General features: G+C 68.7%; 16 protein-coding genes. 10 read left to right on the top strand and 6 right to left on the bottom strand.

Annotated features, from left to right (window positions below; genetic code table 11):
* Nucleotides 1–33 precede the first annotated feature (33 nt).
* From E1298_RS00175 to E1298_RS00190, 4 genes are all read right to left on the bottom strand, one after another.
* A complete protein-coding gene (locus E1298_RS00175) occupies nucleotides 34–582 on the bottom strand; it encodes a GNAT family N-acetyltransferase (protein ID WP_131888641.1) in 549 nt (182 codons plus the stop codon).
* Between the two features lie 75 nt (nucleotides 583–657).
* Nucleotides 658–1623 carry an NAD-dependent epimerase/dehydratase family protein gene (locus tag E1298_RS00180; RefSeq protein WP_131888642.1) on the bottom strand — a complete coding sequence of 322 codons (966 nt, stop codon included), beginning with the start codon at nucleotides 1621–1623 and terminating at the stop codon, nucleotides 658–660.
* A 76-nt stretch (nucleotides 1624–1699) separates the two neighbouring features.
* Nucleotides 1700–3802 carry a PfkB family carbohydrate kinase gene (locus E1298_RS00185; RefSeq protein ID WP_131888643.1) on the bottom strand — a complete coding sequence of 701 codons (2103 nt, stop codon included), beginning with the start codon at nucleotides 3800–3802 and terminating at the stop codon, nucleotides 1700–1702.
* Nucleotides 3799–4230 carry a VOC family protein gene (locus tag E1298_RS00190; protein WP_165975208.1) on the bottom strand — a complete coding sequence of 144 codons (432 nt, stop codon included), beginning with the start codon at nucleotides 4228–4230 and terminating at the stop codon, nucleotides 3799–3801. The genes E1298_RS00185 and E1298_RS00190 overlap by 4 nt, the downstream gene beginning before the upstream one ends.
* Before the next feature lie 562 nt (nucleotides 4231–4792).
* Between E1298_RS00190 and E1298_RS47580 the strand changes: the two genes are divergently transcribed.
* The gene (locus tag E1298_RS47580) at nucleotides 4793–5371 is read left to right on the top strand and encodes an LOG family protein (RefSeq protein WP_165975209.1); all 579 of its coding nucleotides are present in this window, start codon (nucleotides 4793–4795) and stop codon (nucleotides 5369–5371) included.
* 49 nt (nucleotides 5372–5420) lie between these two features.
* Here E1298_RS47580 and E1298_RS00200 read toward each other — a convergent pair whose 3' ends face one another.
* Entirely contained in the window at nucleotides 5421–5909 is a 489-nt protein-coding gene (locus tag E1298_RS00200) for a GNAT family N-acetyltransferase (RefSeq protein ID WP_131888646.1), read from the bottom strand.
* Nucleotides 5910–6078: 169 nt separating this feature from the next.
* Here E1298_RS00200 and E1298_RS00205 point away from each other — a divergent pair, with 169 nt between their 5' ends.
* The 7 genes from E1298_RS00205 (at nucleotide 6079) to E1298_RS51065 (ending at nucleotide 13811) form a co-directional block, all read left to right on the top strand.
* Complete coding sequence (locus E1298_RS00205; protein WP_131888647.1) at nucleotides 6079–7413, top strand: radical SAM protein; 1335 nt, start codon at nucleotides 6079–6081, stop codon at nucleotides 7411–7413.
* Nucleotides 7410–8090, top strand: a complete 681-nt coding sequence (locus E1298_RS00210; RefSeq protein WP_131888648.1) for a transmembrane-type terpene cyclase — start codon at nucleotides 7410–7412, stop codon at nucleotides 8088–8090. Before E1298_RS00205 ends, E1298_RS00210 begins: the two co-directional genes overlap by 4 nt.
* An 8-nt stretch (nucleotides 8091–8098) precedes the next feature.
* The gene (locus E1298_RS00215) at nucleotides 8099–8959 is read left to right on the top strand and encodes an SAM-dependent methyltransferase (protein ID WP_131888649.1); all 861 of its coding nucleotides are present in this window, start codon (nucleotides 8099–8101) and stop codon (nucleotides 8957–8959) included.
* A 33-nt stretch (nucleotides 8960–8992) separates the two neighbouring features.
* Entirely contained in the window at nucleotides 8993–10681 is a 1689-nt protein-coding gene (locus tag E1298_RS00220; RefSeq protein WP_131888650.1) for an N-acyl-D-amino-acid deacylase family protein, read from the top strand.
* A gap of 31 nt (nucleotides 10682–10712) precedes the next feature.
* Nucleotides 10713–12173, top strand: a complete 1461-nt coding sequence (locus E1298_RS00225; RefSeq protein WP_131888651.1) for an FAD-dependent oxidoreductase — start codon at nucleotides 10713–10715, stop codon at nucleotides 12171–12173.
* Complete coding sequence (locus tag E1298_RS00230) at nucleotides 12152–13078, top strand: SDR family NAD(P)-dependent oxidoreductase (RefSeq protein WP_131888652.1); 927 nt, start codon at nucleotides 12152–12154, stop codon at nucleotides 13076–13078. Before E1298_RS00225 ends, E1298_RS00230 begins: the two co-directional genes overlap by 22 nt.
* Before the next feature lie 256 nt (nucleotides 13079–13334).
* On the top strand, nucleotides 13335–13811 hold the full coding sequence (locus tag E1298_RS51065; protein WP_279497389.1) for a LuxR C-terminal-related transcriptional regulator: 477 nt from the start codon (nucleotides 13335–13337) through the stop codon (nucleotides 13809–13811).
* Between the two features lie 95 nt (nucleotides 13812–13906).
* Here the strand turns inward: E1298_RS51065 and E1298_RS00240 are convergent, their stop codons facing one another.
* Nucleotides 13907–14206, bottom strand: a complete 300-nt coding sequence (locus tag E1298_RS00240; protein WP_131888653.1) for a hypothetical protein — start codon at nucleotides 14204–14206, stop codon at nucleotides 13907–13909.
* 209 nt (nucleotides 14207–14415) lie between these two features.
* Here E1298_RS00240 and E1298_RS47585 point away from each other — a divergent pair, with 209 nt between their 5' ends.
* Nucleotides 14416–16608 (top strand): alpha/beta hydrolase family protein, encoded by a 2193-nt coding sequence (locus E1298_RS47585; protein ID WP_165975210.1) that lies wholly within the window; start codon nucleotides 14416–14418, stop codon nucleotides 16606–16608.
* Nucleotides 16605–17981 carry an HAD-IB family hydrolase gene (locus tag E1298_RS47590; protein WP_165975211.1) on the top strand — a complete coding sequence of 459 codons (1377 nt, stop codon included), beginning with the start codon at nucleotides 16605–16607 and terminating at the stop codon, nucleotides 17979–17981. The genes E1298_RS47585 and E1298_RS47590 overlap by 4 nt, the downstream gene beginning before the upstream one ends.
* Nucleotides 17982–18070 lie beyond the last annotated feature (89 nt).

Consider the following 18070-nt stretch of genomic DNA (forward strand, 5'->3'; position numbering starts at 1 on the left):
CGGTTGGAATCTCGTCGATACGTGGACGGCGCACTAACCGTCGGCTCCCGATCGGGCACTCTGCCGGCTGAAGAGCCGGGGGGTGGCGAGCCGGTCGAGGTACTCGGGCTCGTGGCGCGCACGCTCGATACCGGAGCGAAGGTCCACCAGGTAACGCACCGAGGCCACCTCCTTGTAACTGACCCCCAGCTTCTTGGCCATGCGGTCGTAAAGCCTCCGCGCGGGACGGTTGTCGGGGTGGGTCTCGCCTTCGGCGAACTCGTAGCCGCGCCGCATCGCCTCCACGAACCCCGCGGCCACCAGATACGCCCCGATGCCCCGGACGCCGCGGAGGGACTCGGTCACATAGACGTCGTGCGCGTACGCCACCTTGTCGGCGAACTGGAGGTTCGGAATGGGATCGACCATCACGCAGCCCACCGCGACGCCCTTTTCGACCGCCATGATCTGGAAGCTCGCCTCATCGCCGACGACGCCCTCGAAGAAAGTGCGGGTGGTGGCGAGATCGACCTCTTTTCCAGCGTCATACTGCTGCTCGACTATCAGAGGCATGAACATGTCCAGTTCATCCTTGGTCACCACGACCGTTTCAATACTCACGCGATCTCCATCCTTGAGAATTCCATGGATCGGCTTGTTGTTCTGACCGACGCGTTTTCAGCCGCGGTCATTTGCATTCTTGAAATGTCGGTGCAACTTATGGGCGGCGCTCCGCAGATCGTCCAGGCCTGGGCGGGGCCGCGTCGGGAGCGATTCGTCCAGAGCGGACATGTCAGCGCAGGTCCAGTACTGATACCGGCCGACGTGGCGGTTCGCGACCAATCGCACGTTCAGCGGTGCCTCCGCGAATTCCGAGCACCAGTGGAGCAACTCGGCGAAGCTGACCGCGTGGCCCGATCCGAGGTTGTAGATGCCGGACGGCGCCGCCGGATCGGCCATGAGGACGCACGTCCGCGCGACCGCGGCGACGGGAATGTAGTCCCGGCACGCCTCCAAAGTGTCGGCGAAGAGCGTGAGCGGTTCATGCCGCGCGGTCGCGAGGAGCAGCTGGCCGATGATGGAGGCCATCGACTTCTTGTGCCGCTCCCCGGTGCCGAAGACATTGGTGAACCGCAGGCCCGCCCATCCCGGTCCGCCGTCGGCGTCGAACCGCGTGGCCATGTGCGTGTCGAACAGGGCCTTCGATCTGGCGTAGGCGGTCAGCGGGCCGGAGCACGCGGAAGAGTCCAGCGCGCTTTCCGGCAGCGGCCGCCGGTCGCCGATCTCCCCGTAGACGCTAAACGAGGACGCGTAGACGAAACGCGTGCCGCTGCGCTCACAGCGCTCCGCCAGCGCCGCGGGCCCGGTGACGTTCACCCGCTCCAGCACCTGCCAGTTCTCCTCGACAGTGCTGCTGATCGCGCCGAGGTGCACCACCGCCGTGAACCGGCCGGCGTCCACCGCCTGGAGGATCGCCGGGTCGTCGAACGAACCGGTGTGGACGGTGGTGTCCCGGCCGAGGTCGGGTGGCGGCGTGGTGAGGTCCACCGTGGTCACCTGAAACCCGGCGTCCAGACAGGCCCGCGCCACGTGTCTCCCGATGAATCCGGCCGCTCCCGTTACGAGCACGCTCTGCCGGCTCATGCAGGCCCCCCGTGTGGTCCGGGCGGCGTGGCCGGTCGTGGAGGAGCCGTGCGGCAGTGAAGGGGATGGAGTCTCGTCATCGCAGTGTCCGTGCCGACTCGATCAGCGACGACGTCGACCAGCCTGCGACGAAAGGTACGACCACGGTTCGTCCGCCCAGGGAGCCGACCAGCTCGTCCTCGGGAATCTTCATCCCCGAGTAGTCGCCGCCCTTGACCCAGATCCCGGGTCGCAGCGCGCGTATCGCCGCTTCGGGGGTGTCCTCCTCGAACACCAGGACGGCGTCCACGGAGGCGAGCGCTTCGAGCATGAGAGCGCGTTGTGCCGCCGGTACGATCGGACGCGACGGGCCTTTCAGCCGGGACAACGAGTCGTCGCTGTTCAAGCAGACGATCAGGCAGTCACCCAGCTGACGCGCCTGTTCGAGCAGCCGGACGTGCCCGATGTGCAAGAGGTCGAAACACCCCCCGGCGGCGACCACGGTACCGCCCCTGGCACGGACCGCACGGGCGAGCTCGATCGCTCCGCGCGCGGCCGCCGCGGGCTCGGCATTCGCAAGCCCCGCCATCGGTGAGCCGCCGTCGGGCGGGTCGTCCAGGAATCTCGGGCCACCCCCCGCGACGTACGCCGACGCTGCCCACACCGCCGATGCCACCGCCTCGCTGGGGAGCCGGCCACCGGCCAGCATGGCGGCGAGGTGACCGGCGAAGAAGTCGCCGGCGCCGCACGGGTCGGCCTTCCGTCCCGCGGCGACCCTCGTGGGCACGACCAGCGGCGCCAGATCCGCGTCGGCGAGCAGGACGGCGCCGTGCTCGTGCCGGGTGAGCGCCACCTGGACCGGCCCCCACGCGCGTCCCACCGCACGCGCCGCTTCCACGTCATCGGACAACGTGTCGCTGCCCGCGAGGGAGGCGATCCCCCGGGCTTCTCGGCTGTTCGGCGTCACGACGGCCGTGTTGGGGACCGGAACCGCGCCGCGCGGATGCGGGTCCCAGACCAGCGGAGACCGCCGGGCGGCCTCGGCCAGCGCGGCACGCAGGTCGGTATGCGCGGCGACGCCTCGACCGTAGTCGGACACCAGGACGCCGCCGGCCGCCATCAGCACGCGCCGCGCCGCGGCCAAGGCCGTTTCGCCCTCCCTGCCGACCGGCGGGCAGACGTCGTGCTCGTCCAGCATCATCAGGGTGCGCCCGGCCGCGCGGATCCGCGTCTTCACCGCGGTCGGGCCGTCCAGCCCGAGATCGACCACCTCGACTCGCGCTTCGTCCAGCAGCGTGCGCAGCCGGTCGCCGCCCGCGTCCCGGCCGAGCGCGGTGACGAGGGTAACCGCGTGGCCCTGTCTGGCGCTCAGTACAGCGGCCAGTGCGGCACCGCCGGGGCGCTTGTGCGTGGTACCGCCGGCCACGACCAGGGCCGGCTCGTCGGACGCGACCCGCTCCACACGGCCAAGGTGGTCATGGTCGAGGAACGCGTCGCCGACCACCACCAGGTTCGCGCGGACTCCGCGCGCCGCGGCCGGCCGCCGTTCCCCCACCGGCTCCGGTGACGAGGTGGACGAAGGTGGCGGCACGGGCGGGCCGGAACCGGCGGCGTCCGCGGCGACGGCTTCCCTGGCGGCGACGGCGGCGTCCATGGCGGCACACAACAGGTGGATCACCACGAGGTGGCATTCCTGCACCGTGGACACCGCCTGCGCCGTTACGGTCACCGCTTCGTCCACCAGCGCCGCCAACGGGTTGGGTGCCGGACCCGTCAGCGCCCAGGTCACCGCGCCGACCTCGCGCGCGGCCTCCGCGGCGCGCAGCAGGTTGGCGCTCCGCCCGGAGCCGGACATGAGCAGCACAGTGTCGCCTGGACGCGCGTGCGCCCGGACCTGCCGGGCGAAGACGTGCTCGTAGCCGTAGTCGTTGCTGATCGCCGTGACCGAAGACGTCTCGGCGTGCAGCGCCAACGCGGACATCGGCGGGCGTTCCGTCTGGAATCGGCCCACCAGCTCGGCCGTCAGGTGCTGGGCTTGCGCTGCGGACCCGCCGTTGCCTGCCACCAGCAGACGCCGGCCGTTGCCGCCTAACCGAGCCAGCCGTGATCCCCAGTCCGCGACCCGGGACAGGTCGAGCTCGTCCAGAGCCGTGGTGAGCCGGTTCAGATAGTCCGTAGTGGACGAGGCGTCGGCCGTCATGCCGGTGCTCCTACTGTCGGGCGGCCCAGAAAGTCGTTCAGTTCGATGGTGTGGCGATCCGGGTCGGCCACGAACGCCACCGTCTCTTGCTCGATTCGGTATGGCTCGGTGACGACTCGGTAGCCGAGCTCACGAATGTGCTCTACCAATGCCGGAACGTCGGCGACGCGAAACGCGACGTGGTGGGTGAGATGCGGATTCGGCACGAGATCTCGTTCCTGCCACAGTTCTACACCCGCCGGTCTGCCGTCCGGCGCCATCTGAAGAATGACGCGGTCGGCCAATTCGTAGCGCACCACGCTGGACAGCCCGAGCGCGTCGGTATAGAACCGTTCGGCGACGTCGATGTCCGCTACGTCCAGCCTGATGTGGTCAAAGGCGGTGACCGAGGCGGCTGCGCGCACACGGTCCTGCGATTCGCTACTCAATCCGCGATCCTCCTTCAGTAACGGAAGTTCTCTACTGGTGCTGCGCAATCCTGCTGCTGAAGTTCGATTTGCGCAGGGCGACCACCAACCACTTAACCGCCAATGAGGGAGAGTTGCCAGGGATCGGCCGGGAACGTGCCCTTTCGAACGTGAGCCATTGCCCGATGAGCCACTGATCTCTTTCCAACCCCAGTTGCCCTAACGGCGCAGGCGAGAAGTGATCACCAAACGGTGGAGCTCCCGGTAGATGCGGAGCCGACCAGGACTCGACCGCAAGGCCCATGTGATCCTGGACGGCACGCTGGTGCCGATCAGAGGTCCTCACCTGCGCCGTCACGCCAACGGAGACTGGAAAGAGATCAGTGACTCATCGGGTAACCACTCGCGTTCAGAAGGGCACATTCCCCGCCGGCCCCTGGCAAGTCCCCCTCACTGGCGGTTAAGTGGTTGGCCGGGCCTTCTCCTCGGTGCTCGCGTACCGTTGCGCATAGCGACGCGGGTGGGCGCCGGATCGGCAACCATGCCGCCATTTCGCACGCCGAATCCACCTAGGGAGACGACCATGCGGACGACAGAAGTCAGTAACCGCCGAATCGCTGTCTTCTGCGGTGCGCGGCCGGGCTCGGACCCCGGGCACCTGCGGTTCGCCCGCGAGTTCGGCACCGCCCTCGCCCAGCGTGGGCTGGAGCTGGTCTACGGGACCGGCGGCGGCGTCATGGGAGCGCTCGCCGAAGCCGTGGCGGCGGCGGGCAGCGGGATCACCGGGATCGTCCCGCACAGCCTCCGAGAGCAGCAGAACGCTGACAGCCCTCGCGGAACCATCTTCGTTGTGCGCTCGCTGCACGAGCGCAAGGCCCTGATGTACCGGCTGTGCTCCGCGTTCGCCGTGCTGCCGGGCGGCATCGGCACCCTGGACGAGCTGATGGAGGTCGCGACGTGGAACAACCTCTGCCTCATGGACAAGCCCATCGTCGTGGTCAATCACCTGGGCTTCTTCGACCCCATGCTGGAGATGCTGGACCATTTAGTCAGGCAGGGCTTCCTGACCCGGGAGGAGCGCCGGCTCATCCAGGTCGCGCAGAGCCCGGACGAGGCGTTCGACCTGCTCAGAATCGGCGTCCCGGAACCCGGGACCGTCTAGGAGCATGGAGCGAGCACGCCCGCCATCCGCGGCCCGGCTCACGTGGCGATCACAGCGGGCGGTGCATCATGTGCAGGCCGACGTAGCCCTTCTCGGGGTGCCGGAAGCCCTCCGGTACGGTGCCCAGCACTGTGAAACCGAGCGACTCGTACAGTCTCACGGCGTGGATGTTCGTCTCGACGACGGCGTTGAACACCATCGCCCGGAAGCCCGCCGCGCGTGCCCATCTCAGGGAGTCCGTGCACAGCGCTTGGCCGACTCCCTGTCCCTGGTGGTTCGGGTCGACCATGTAGCTGGCGCTGGCGATGTGCGCGCCGTTGCCGGAGCGGTTGGCGTACATGTTCGCGGTGCCGAGCACCGTGCCGGTGTCGTCGGCGGCGACGACCGTGCGTCCTGGATCTGAGACGAGCCATATGGCGCGGCCCTGCTCTTCGTCGAGGTCGAGGGGGTAGGGGAAGGTGTCTCCCACCGTGACGATCTGGTGGAAGAACGGCCAGATGGCCGGCCAGTCGTCGGCGGTGGCATTCCGGATCAGCACACGTTGAACCTTCTACGACGGCTGGGAGAACGCAAAGCCTTTTCGCGTGCGGCGACGGAAGAGCGCGACATTCGTTCAAAGCGCGACACCTCTTGCGGTTGTGCGGTGTTTGCCGCCCCGGCCCTTGAGTATCACCGGGGCACGGTGACCGCCCCGTGAAGGAAGCATCATGCGACATCCACCACAACCCGACCGCTCGGCGCCGTTCCTGGACCGGCGCTGGTTGCAGCGCTACGACGGGATACGGCTGATCCGCGCGACGGACTCGGCCGTCCTGGATCTGCCGGTCGGAAGCTCGATCCTGTCCTTCCTGGACTACAACCCGCGCTGGTTCGTCGACCGGTTGATGGAAACGCGCGGGAACACGCTGTTCACGCTGGGGCTGGACCTGACCAACTCCTGCACCGACGCCTGTCCCATGTGCTTCACCATGGACAAGCGCATGGGCGAGGGCCCGCAGTTCCATCTGGACGTCGATCTGACGCTGCGGCGCATGGCGGAACTGCGTCAGGCGTATCCCGACACGTTCCGGCTGGTGATGATGTCGGGGTCGGGTGAGCCGCTGAACCTTCCGGGCATCGAGGACCTGCTGGACGGGGTCGCCGACCTCGGTCTGACCACCCGCGTCACCACCGCCGGCAAGAAGCTGCGCGTGCCGCGCGTGCGCCGGGCGGTGCTGCGCTGCGCCATCGCCGTGCGGGTCAGCGTGGACGCGGTCGACGAGCGGACCTTCAACCTCGTCCACGCGGCCGAGGGGCTGGCCGAGCGGCTGCACAGCATCCGGGAACTGGTGGCCGACCGCGACGCGTCCGGCAGCACCACGTTGATCGGCGCGCACTTCGTCATCCAGAAGGACAACCACCGGCAGATCGTGCCGTTCGCCGACTTGATCCGTGCGCTGGGATGCGACTTCGTGTCCTTCAGCCAGGAGACCTACGGCAACGTCGCGGGCGGCTTCACCGAGGAGGAGTTCCGGCAGATCGTGGCCGACCTGGCCGCCGTGGAGGACCTGCACGACGACGACTTCGGCGTCATGGTGCCCACGCTCACCCACCGGCCCACCGTGCTGGCCTTCGACAAGACCTACCTGGCCTCACCCGAGGTGCTGGACAGGTGTCACCACAGCCGCCAGCACGTCTTCTTCGGCGTCCGCAACGACTTCTCCGCCTGCTGCCTGGCGGGCATGGACGCCGATTTCAAGAAGGCGTCCTACATCGGCCGGTTGGAGACCGACGCCACCATGACCGGAGTGCACGAGGTCGTTCAGAACGGCGTGGGCTCGGCATTGGGACGCAGCGCACATCTGAGCTGCAACTCCTGCATGATGAACGGCTACAACAAGGTCGTCGACAAGATCTTCGCGTTCCTGGACGGCAGCCCGGAGTGGGACTGCGAGCTGCTGGCCTACCGTCCCGGCAAGCTCCGTGCGCAGCATTACGAGCTCGTCATGGCCGGACGCGACACCACCGGCACCCACTCGGCCCCGGCGGGGAGGCCGTCATGAGCCGCGACGCGCTGTACGCGCTCTGCCTGGGCGTGCTGGTGGTCAGTTGGGTGGTCGTCTATGTGGAGCTCATCCGGCTGGGGCTGCGCGACCGCACGTTCGGGATGCCCGTGGCGGCCCTGTGCGGGAACCTGGCCTGGGAGTTCCAGTTCGCCTGGCTCACCCCCTATGAGCCGTTGCAGCAGACCGCGGACATCATCTGGTTCCTGCTCGACCTGGCGATCCTGTACACGATCGTCCGCTTCGGTCCGGCGGAGTTCCCCAGGCTGCCGCGCGCGGCCTTCCACGTCCTGCTCGGCGTCGGCCTGGCCGCCGCGCTGGGGCTGGTGAACCTGCTGGAACGGGCGCTGGGCGACGCGGCGAGCATCTACATCGGGTTCGGCGACACGCTGCTGATGTCGGTGGCGTTCGTCGCGATGGCCTTGGCCCGCGGAAACCTGCGAGGGCAGTCGCTGCTCGTCGGCTACTGCATGTGGATCGGCACCGCCTTCGGCTCCGTGGCCTACTACTTCTTCGACGACGCCCATCCGCGCATCGCGCTGGTCGGCTACACCGGGGTGCTCATCTTCGTCTTCTACGCCGCCTACGTGGCGGTGCTCCATAGTTTGCGCGCGGCCCCCCGCGCGACCGGCACGCACCCCCGTCACCTTTCGGCAGAGGCCGAACAGCCGGTGTGAGGCCGCAGATGAACATCACCGAGTTCCAACGCATCACCGCCGACCCTGGCAGCCGCCGGGCCCATTACACGGCGATGGTGCCCGCCTTCTACGACCTGGTCACCTCCCCGTATCGGGCCAACTGGTCCGAGTCGTTCCATCTCCCGCCGTTCGCCCCGGGCGAGACCCTGGCCCAGGCGGTACGACGGCAGGAACACGAGCTGGCCCGGACCGCCGGGTTCGGCCCCGGGATGCGGATCCTGGACGTGGGCTGCGGCATCGGCGGTCCCGCGCTGTCCATCGCGCGGGCCACCGGGGCCCACGTCACCGGCGTCAACATCGTCGCGATGCACATCGGCGTCGCCACCGCCAAGGCCGCCGAACAGGGCCTGGAGAAGCTGACCCGCTTCACGGTCGCCGACATGGTCGACCTGCCCTTCCCCGACGCCTGCTTCGACGGCGCCTTCTCCTTCGACGCCATCTGCCACTCCCCCGACAAACCGGCCACCTACGCCGGCGTCCATCGCGTCCTGAAGCCGGGAGCGGTGTTCACCGGCTGCGACTGGCTGTGCGCCGACGGCCTGCCGCCCGGCGAGTACGCGCGGTGGATCGAACCGATCTGCGCCTACGCCGCGCTGCCCTCGGTGCTGAGCCTCGGTCAGCTCGCCGACCACCTCGTCGAGGCCGGCTTCCACCTGGTTTTCTGCGTGGACCTGTCCGAGCGGGGCGACATGGAGCCCAACTGGCGCCGCTTCGAGGACGCGGCCGCCGCCGTGCCCCCGCCCCGCGACCCCGACCACGAACTGCTGTGGCGGCACGCGACGTCGACCGCCCGCGGCGGCCGCTCCGGCACGTTCAAGATCGGTTACTGGCAGGCCCGAAAGCCCTGAACTCGATCCGCCACTCCGGAAGGGAAAGACACCGTGGCCCGCTTCGACACCGTGATCAAGGGCGGCACCGTCATCGACGGCCGCCGCAACCCCCGGGTCCGCTCCGACGTCGGCATCAAGGACGGCAGGGTCGCCGGGTTCGGCCGGCTGTCGGCCTCGGACGCCGACCATGTGCTGGACGCCGACGGGCTCATCGTCGCCCCCGGATTCGTCGACCTGCACACCCACTACGACTCCCAGCTGTTCTGGGACCCCTACTGCACCGTCTCCGGCTATCACGGAGTGACCTCCGTCGTCATCGGCAACTGCGGCTACAGCTTCGCGCCCGTCCGGCCCGCCGAGCGGGAGGCCGCGATGATGATGTTCACCCGCGTCGAGCAGATCTCCTACGAGTCCATGCAGGCGACCCTGCCCTGGACGTGGGAGAGCTTCCCCCAGTTCCTGGACGCCGTCGACGCCCTGCCCAAGGGCGTGAACGTGCTGCCCTACGTCGGCGTCAACCCTCTGCTCACCTACGTCATGGGGCACGAGGCCGCCAAGAGCCGTCATGCCACCGCCGAGGAGAACGCCGCGGTGGGCCGCCTGCTGGGCGAGGCCGTCGACGCGGGGGCCTGCGGTTGGTCGGCGCTGCGCTGTCCCGCCGACTCCTACTCCAGCGTCCACCGCGACCACGACGCCACCTCCTTCCCCAGCGACGTCATGAGCCACGACACCGCCTTCGCGCTGGGCGGGGCGCTGGCCGAGCGCAACACCGGCTTCATGCAGATCATGATGGTCAGCAACGACCCGGTGGACGACGTCACGCACCTGGAGGAGCTCGCCCGCACCTCCGGCCGGCCCATCATCTGGAACACCTTGGTCATCGACGGCAACGACCCCGACCGGCACCGCATGGGCATGGCCTGGTTCGACAGCTGCCGCGAACGCGGGCTGCCGCTGTACTGCCAGGCCACCACCACCGACGTCAGCATGCCGTTCACCCTGGACATCTGGAACCTGTGGGACGCCAACCCGGCTTGGGCCGAAGCGCTCATGGGCGGCCGCCAGGAGCGCATCGCCAAACTCTCCGACCCCGGCATGCGCGAACGGCTCCGCAAGGAGGACGTCGTCCTCTACCCGCTGCACCTGACCACGCTGGTGGAGACGGGCAACCCGGCCTACCGGGAGTACACGGGGCAGCGGGTCCCCCAGATCGCCCAGGCGCTCGGCAAGGACCCCGTCGACGCGCTGCTCGACATCTCCCTGTCGGAGGACCTGCGCACCATGTGGCGCGCCGACCTGCTCGAACAGAACTCCGACCTGCTGCGCGAGATCGTCCAGCACCCGTGGATGATCCCCGGCGTGTCCGACGGCGGCGCCCACACCAAGATGATCACCTCCGGGCGGTTCCCCACCGAGCACATCGAGACCTTCGTCCGCGAGTACGGCTGGGTCTCGCTGGAGGAGATGCACTGGAAGCTGTCGGCCCTTCCCGCCCACGTGGCGGGCTTCGCCGGACGCGGCACCCTCACCCTGGGAGCCCCCGCCGACATCGTCGTCTACGACTACGCCACGCTGCGCTCCCTGCCCGAGGAAGTGGCCCACGACGTCCCCGGCGGCGACTGGCGCCGGACCCGCAAAGCAGAGGGCTACCGCTACATCGTGGTCAACGGCCAGGTCACCTTCGACGACGGGCGCCCCACCGGCACCACCCCCGGCCGGCTGCTCCGCCACGGCGGCTGACCCCTCCGGCGCCGCCGACGCAGGACGCAGCATGACGAACTCAGATCCGCGCCCCCCGGAGCCGCACCGCATCGACGCATCCCGCGTCGACGCACGTCAGGTCGGCGCGCGCGTCATCGTCGTCGGCGCCGGCATCGCCGGTCTGGCCTGCGCGTTCCGGCTTCAACAGCAGGGAGTCGAGGTTCTGGTCCTGGAACGGGACGGACCCGGCCGCGTCGGCGGCCGCATGGCCGGCGAGCAGCGCCACGGCGTCATGGTGGACCTCGGCGCACCGCTGCTGGCCGCCCGCCACCACCGCATGCTCCGCATCATCGCCGACGCCGGTCTGACCCACCAGGTGCTGGCCGCCTGCGATCTGGTCGGCGTCGTCGACGGCGACACCATCGCCCGCAGCCGCACCGGGACGGCACCGCGCCTGCTCACCGGCGGCCTCCTGCGCACCGTGCCCGTCCGCGACCGGGTCACCGTGCTCACCGACCTGGCCCGTGCCCGGCACCGCATGCACTCCACCCGCCTTCACCTGACGGCCGGGCCGGCGGTCGAGACACTCACGCGATACGTTCACCGCAAGGGCCTGGACCCGCGGACCCTCGACCTGCTGCTCGACCCCCTCAACTGCACGCTTTCGCTCGCCGAGCCCGAGGACGGCGCCGCGGCCGGAGCGTTGCTCTTCCTGGCGTTCCTCATGCGATCCGGAGGCCTGTTCACCTCCTCGATCGGGAGCGCCTTCCTCCCCCGAGGGCTGGCACGCCTGCTGCCCGTCGTCCACCACGCACAGGTCGCCCAGGTCACCTCCACGCCCGCCCAGGCCGCGGTCCACTGGACCGACCGCGACGGAGGCACCCACACCGACCACGCGCAGGCGGTCGTCCTGGCCGTGCCCGCCGACCGCATCCCCGCCCTGTACGAGCAACTCGACCCGCAAGTCGGCGCGCTTCTCGCCTCGACCCGCTACTCCCGCCTGATCCAAGTCACCTTCCACCTGTCCGGGCGCACCTCGGAGCGGGCGGTCCTGCTCGCGCTGCCGCGTCGAGACAGCCCCGAGTGGACCAGCGCCGTCCTCCAGCACAATCTCTCCCCCGCGCGCGTCAGCGACGGAAAAGGACTGGTCACCTGCTATCTGCGCGGCGCCGCCTCCGATCGACAGTGGGACATCGACGACATGACGATCGTTGGGAACATCCTCGATAGGGCCCGCCGGATGCGGATCCTGCCCGAACTGCAAGGCGCCACAACGGTCGACGTCGACCGCATATCCCCCTGTGTGGTCACTCGCGGCCCGCACGACCTCGCACGAATCAGCGCCGCCCCGAAGGAACCCCGATTCGCCCATCCCGTGCTACCCGCCGGCGGCGACCTGTACGGCTACTCCACCACCATCGGCAGCCTCAAAAGCGGCGAACAGGCCGCGGCCCGAACCTTGGCGCTGCTCGGGGCACGCGTCCCCGACCGGCGCCGGACGGAGATCCCATGGCCGATCACCCCATCCTGATCACCGGCTGCTCCTCGGGCATCGGACGCGCGGCGGCCGCACGGCTGGCCCGCGCCGGGCACCTGGTCTACGCCACCGCCCGGCGCCCCGAGACCCTGGCTGAACTCGAAGAACTCGGCTGCCGCACCTTGCGATTGGACCTCACCGACCCCGAGTCGATGATCCGAGCCGTGGACGCCGTGCAACAGCGCCACGGCCGCGTGGCCACCCTCGTCAACAACGCCGGCTACGCCGAGATGGACGCCACCGAGCAACTGGACTCCGAACGGATCCGCCGCCAGTTCGACACCAACGTCTTCGGCCCCCTGCGACTCGCCCAACTCGTCCTGCCCGCGATGCGCGACACCGGCGGCGGACGAATCATCAACATCGGATCCATCGCCGACCGATGCGTCCTGCCCCTGTGGGGCGGCTACGCCGCCTCCAAGCACGCCCTCTCCGCCTTCACCGAAGCCCTGCGCATGGAGACCCGCCGGCACGGCGTCCACGTGATCCTCATCGAGCCCGGAGTGTTCGACACGCAGTTCAGCCACTCGATCGACCGGAACCTGACCGAGCATCGGCCCCGACCCTCCGGGCCCTATCGGGCACAGCTCGACGGGTTCCGCTCCACCCTGCACGGTGTGCTCGACCTGGCCGATGACCGCACGGCCGCGCCTCACCGTCCCGGCGGCCGTTTCCGCTCCCTGTTGTTCGCCCGGCTCTCCGCCGACCCCGACGTGGCGGCCAAGACCATCGAACACGCCGCCACCGCGCCCCGACCCCGCAGCCGCTACCGGATACCCGCGCACGCGCACCTCGCCTTCGCCGCACGGGCGCTGCTCCCGGCCCGGCTATGGGACGCCGCGGTGACCGCGATGTTCCTCGGTCCCCAAGACGACCATCCGGCGGTGAAGAAGGAATGAGCGGTGCGCAAGGCGCCGCGGACAACGACAAGCCCCGTCTGCATAAACGTGAATTCCGGCCGCACAAAATCAAGATGCGGGCTTGGGCCACCGGCTTCAGTTAGCCACGATCGACCGACGATCGACCATGTCTTTGCAGATCATACGGTTTCCACCGGGACCTAGGGGAACGCTATGTCATGTCGTGACGACCATAATGGCACGCTATGTGGTTGGCTGACCTGGTAGATCATGTTTGGCAACCTGAGGAGTGCGTGTGGAAAGGCGTGATGAGGAGACCCGACGAGAGGACGCTTCGATCACGCGGACGGCGGCACGCGCACTGATGCAGGAGGCCGCCGATCATCTGGCCGACCTCGCTCGCGTCATCGAGAATCTGGAAGATGTCCTCAGTTCGCGGGAATCGCTCTGCGCTGCGGGGATCCAGCGCGAAGACGAACAGGCCATCACCTCGCTCCGAAATGCACCAGCAAATACTTGGGTGTCACCCGACCTTGAGGTGGCGGCACGTTTGACGGCGCGCGAGAGAGAAGTGCTGGATCTACTGGTTCAGGGCTTGTCGAATCGACTTATCGCGCGGTCTCTGGCCATTTCCGAACCGACCGTGAAGAATCACCTGCATGCCGTGTTCCTCAAGCTGGGGGTCGCCGACCGGACGCAGGCGGTCGCCAAGTTCCTGGGCACGGCCCGCATGGCCGACAGCGCGAGCAGTGATCGAAGAGCAGGCGGCTGAACGGCCGCCTCACCGCTGAACGGCCGCCTCACCACCGGACCGCCTGGTCGGGTGCGGTCCACCGTCCCGTGCCGCAGGTCACGCGCTCGGAGTGATCAGATCCAGGGGCGCTTTCCGGGACGGTTCGGCATCAGTGGCCGGATCCGCTGGAGCACCGGCCGGGTTCGATCGCCGACCCGGGCAATGTGCTTGTCGAGCAGCGCAGCGACCATCGTCAGATCGGCTCCGGCGGCGCGGCATCGAAACGCCTCGTCCTTCAGTGCCCGATCAAGCCACGAGGGCAGCCTTCCTTCGTCACGAAGGACTTGAGCCAGCCTCTCCAGGCGGGCGGCACAGGCTTGAAGCGTATCGGAATCTTCATTCAGGACCTTTGACCGATGCTCTGGGTCTGCCATCACTTCCCCTTCTCTCTTTGCTCTCTTCGCAGTATGACAGATATCTTTGATTGGTTCTGGGATACTTTTGGACCGGTGCATAAGCACCAGGTTCGCGGCCCTTTTCGCCGGGGATTCATCGCTGGCGACCGTCGAGACGATGGGATGAACAACGATGCGGGCTCCGACGCATGCGGCACTCACCCATCTTCATCAAAAGGAAAACCATCATGACTCCCCCTCGTTTCGTCTCCGAGTATCAGCAAGAGCACGAGGACGACATCCAGGAACTCAAGCGGGCGGCACAGGAGCTGGCCAGCGTGGCCGAGACCGTCAAGGAGGTGGCGGAGCGGACCACGGAAGCGCTCGGTGATTCGGCCCTCTCACCGTCCGTGCTTCTGGCGCCGCGCAGCGGGCTCGCGATGGACCGGAAGCTGCTCAGTGCTCTGACCAACGGGCGCGGCCTCGGTTTCGCGGTCACCGGCGGCAGGCAGGGCACCCTCTTCGGTGGACTCGGCCGCGTGATCGGGCGGGGAAACCTGTTCACCGAGATCATGGTGACCTCGCTGAAACTGCGGCTGGACGCCCTTCGCCTGGCCCATCCGGAGCTGACCGGGGATCCCAAGCTGACGCGTTTCGTCGAGGCCGTGTACGCCGATGAGGACATCGAGGCGACGCGTGCGCTGTGGGCGCTGTTCAGAGACAGCGGGTTCATCGGGGCGCTGAGCCGGCTCGCCCCGGCCGCCAACGAGCTCTTCGCGTTGAAGGGCCTACAGGACGAGAACCCTTTCAACGACGCCGCGGCGTGGCGGGTGGCCACGGAGCGGTCGGTGCCCAAGGCGGATCTGCTGCTCGGGGTACCCGCCAAAATGATCACCCGATGGGAACGCGGGGACGGGGCCGCCGGCCCGGTGGACGCGTCGGATTACGAGGCGCGGGCCCTCCAGAAGCGCGGAACCATGCTGGATTTCCTGCGCAACATCAACCTGCTGGGCAACGACGGCCGGATACTGATTCAGACGATCGCGGGACCGGACGGAGTCGAACGGTACGTGGTGCAGGCCCCCGGCGCTCGTCCGGGACCCAGTTGGAACACCTCCCCGCAAGACTTCGTCGGCGCGCTCCACTCCCTCGCCGAAGACCGCTCCAGCTATCCTGGCGCGCTGAAGAGCGCGATCGACCAGTACGGAGTGCCCGAAGGCGCTGAGATCGCCCTGGTCGGGCACAGCGCGGGTGGCATCGCGGGCATGATCCTCGCCCAGGAGGCATCGTTCTGCCGGCGCTACAAGGTGACCCACGCGATCAGCGTCGGCTCCCCGATCAGCTACAAGCGCTGCGCCGACACCGGGACGAAGGTGATCTCGGTCGTCAACCAGCACGACCTCTTCACGATGCTGGACGGAGTCGGTGCCGGCAGTTGCGCGGACCCTCCGTCCGACTGGTACGTCGTGGAGTACACCGAGCCGACCCACCTGTTCCCCGACTGCCACAGTCCCGCGCACTACCTGAACGATCTGGAGCATCTCCTGGTCGAGCCCAGAACGTACATCGACGAGCAGCTCCAGCCCTACGACGGCGAGGTCGTCCGGTCCCAGCTCTACCAGACCTACGACGATGCGCCCAAGCCCAGCGGCTACCCGTTCCTGGCGGTGCCGACCCAGCGGATCGACACGGCCGCGGGAGCGGCCGAACTTCCCGTCACCTGCACCGGGGGCGACGGCCTCGCCGCCCTCTTCGCGGCCGACGCCGGCGCGGCGCGGTCGCTGCTCAGTGGGCTCCCGGTCGGGGAACCGCTGCGGATCGGGCCGGGAAAGGTCGTCGTAGCGCTGGTCGCAACGGACTGCCGGCGCGGCAGCCTCGGCGCCTTCCAGCAGGTGGCCGCGTGCGTGCTGGTCCGGGGTCCCTGGACGTCGCGGTGGCCGCCGGTCACCGAGTTCCTGCGCCGCGGCGACCTTCGCGGCGTCGGCGTCCACCCGTTCGGCACGGTGGTGACCACCGACGAGATCGACGCCGTGAACCGCGACGTCTGGGGACATCCCTCGCAGATCGCCCACGTGGAGGTCCAGGTGAGCCGGCTGCGCTTCGCCGTCCGGGCCTCCAGCGAAGCGGGACGGCTTCTCCGGCTCGAAGGGCTGCTCGGGCCCGGCGTGCCGAGCCCTGGTCACGACCTGGTCGTCTACTCAAGGCGCGGCACATCGGTGCTGCGTTCGGTCGCCGACCTCCGCGGGCCGGTCCGGGTCTACCCGATGACGACGGCCAAGCTGAAACTCGGCCAGCGCCGCGAACGGCTGGTCGCCCTGCTGCACGAGCTCGGGCTGAACGGCCAACGCCCCCTGGCGTGCCTGTCGATTCGGGGCTTCCAAGCCCGTCTCGGTGCCGGCGCGGAGGTCCAGTGGGTTCCGGAGGACGGAGCGAAGCGTTGACCGATCCCACCGACAGCCATATCACGGAGATTCTTCGCGGGCCGGACGGGCCGCACATCGCCGCCTTCTTCGACTTCGACGGCACGCTGGTCGACGGCCTTTCGTTCACCGCCTTCCTGCGCCGCCCCGGCCTTCCGTCCAAGGCGCTGCTCGGCGGACTGCTCAGAACCCGCCCGATCCTGTTCTGGCGGCTGGCCCGGGGCGCGCTGCGCGCGGAACCGTCCGACGATGATGTGCGAGCCGCGTACGACCTGGTACTCGGCTTTTGGTGCGGCCACCGCGAGGAGATCCTGCAACGGCACGCGCATGAGGTGTTCGCGCTCGACCTCGCCGCCCGGCTCCGCCATGGGACCTGGTCATTCGTCCAGGCTCACCGGCGGAAGGGACACACCGTCGTTCTCGTCTCGTCGGCGACGCGCTACCAGATCGCTCCCGCGGCCGACGAACTCGGCATCGACCATCTGCTCTGCAGCGAAATGGAGGTCGAGGAGGGCACGTTCACCGGCCGGCTCGGCGGGCCGCTGCTGCGCGGCAAGGCCAAGGCTTCGGCGGTCGGCGAATTCGCCGCATCACGCGGTATCGACCTGCGGGCGAGCCATGCCTACGCCGACACCGCCGACGATGTGCCCTTTCTCGAAACGGTCGGCCACCCGTGCGCGATCTGCCCGGCGGACGGCCTGTCGAGCCTCGCGGCCGAGCGCGGCTGGGCCTGCCTGCCGGTGAGCCGGGGACCTCTTGTCCGCCCGGGGCACCGCGGGCGGACAATGAGGCGCCTAAAACGCCGTCCGATGGCGGATGGTGAATCGCCTTTGGCGGGGATACGACTGCGTGTCGACGGCGCCCGGTTCCTCTCCGAGCGGCGGCCCGTGGTGTTCCTGCTCAACCATCGAAGCCCGCTCGATCCCGCCGTCATCGCCGAACTCCTCGGCCCGGACCACCGGCACGGCGATGTCCTCTTCATGGGACGAGGCGCCGAGCCGGGAATCGCGGTGGACCGGCTCTCACGCGGCCACTCCGTGGTGATCGCCTCCGAGAGGACCCGGTCGCTGACCCCGATGCCGGGTCCGTTCGCCAACACGGCCTTCCTCATCGCGAGAAGCGCCGGCGTCCCGGTGGTGCCCGTCGTCATCCGCGATATCGACTGCCTCCTGCCGTGCAACACGGCGGCCGCGCGCGCGGGCACAGTCCATGTGGTCGTGCACGAGCCCATGGACATCACGGGCGACGACGCCGTCGAGGCCTCCACCAGGATCGAAGAGGTCCGGCGACTCTACGTGGACACCCTCATCACCGGGTCGCCCTCCTCACCCGTCAAGCCCGTGACGGCGGTCCTCGGCGCGGCGTCCGCTCGCGGCCGGGCCGGCGGCGCGTAGCCGATCCGTGATATCAGCAATTTCTATCAGTTCGGATACCGGTTCTTTCGGTGTGGCCCTAACGGTTCCATTGCTCTGGGTCGCGACGG

Origin of the sequence: Actinomadura rubrisoli (assembly GCF_004349215.1) — a bacterium.
Classification (GTDB): Bacteria; Actinomycetota; Actinomycetes; order Streptosporangiales; family Streptosporangiaceae; genus Spirillospora; species Spirillospora rubrisoli.

Excerpts from the sequence above, each read along its gene's own strand:
- E1298_RS00180 (WP_131888642.1), bottom strand. The coding sequence starts at position 1,623 with ATGAGCCGGCAGAGCGTGCTCGTAACGGGAGCGGCCGGATTCATCGGG.
- E1298_RS00185 (WP_131888643.1), bottom strand. The coding sequence starts at position 3,802 with ATGACGGCCGACGCCTCGTCCACTACGGACTATCTGAACCGGCTCACC.
- E1298_RS47580 (WP_165975209.1), top strand. The coding sequence starts at position 4,793 with ATGCGGACGACAGAAGTCAGTAACCGCCGAATCGCTGTCTTCTGCGGT.
- E1298_RS00205 (WP_131888647.1), top strand. The coding sequence starts at position 6,079 with ATGCGACATCCACCACAACCCGACCGCTCGGCGCCGTTCCTGGACCGG.
- E1298_RS00210 (WP_131888648.1), top strand. The coding sequence starts at position 7,410 with ATGAGCCGCGACGCGCTGTACGCGCTCTGCCTGGGCGTGCTGGTGGTC.
- E1298_RS00215 (WP_131888649.1), top strand. The coding sequence starts at position 8,099 with ATGAACATCACCGAGTTCCAACGCATCACCGCCGACCCTGGCAGCCGC.
- E1298_RS00225 (WP_131888651.1), top strand. The coding sequence starts at position 10,713 with ATGACGAACTCAGATCCGCGCCCCCCGGAGCCGCACCGCATCGACGCA.
- E1298_RS00230 (WP_131888652.1), top strand. The coding sequence starts at position 12,152 with ATGGCCGATCACCCCATCCTGATCACCGGCTGCTCCTCGGGCATCGGA.
- E1298_RS00240 (WP_131888653.1), bottom strand. The coding sequence starts at position 14,206 with ATGGCAGACCCAGAGCATCGGTCAAAGGTCCTGAATGAAGATTCCGAT.
- E1298_RS47585 (WP_165975210.1), top strand. The coding sequence starts at position 14,416 with ATGACTCCCCCTCGTTTCGTCTCCGAGTATCAGCAAGAGCACGAGGAC.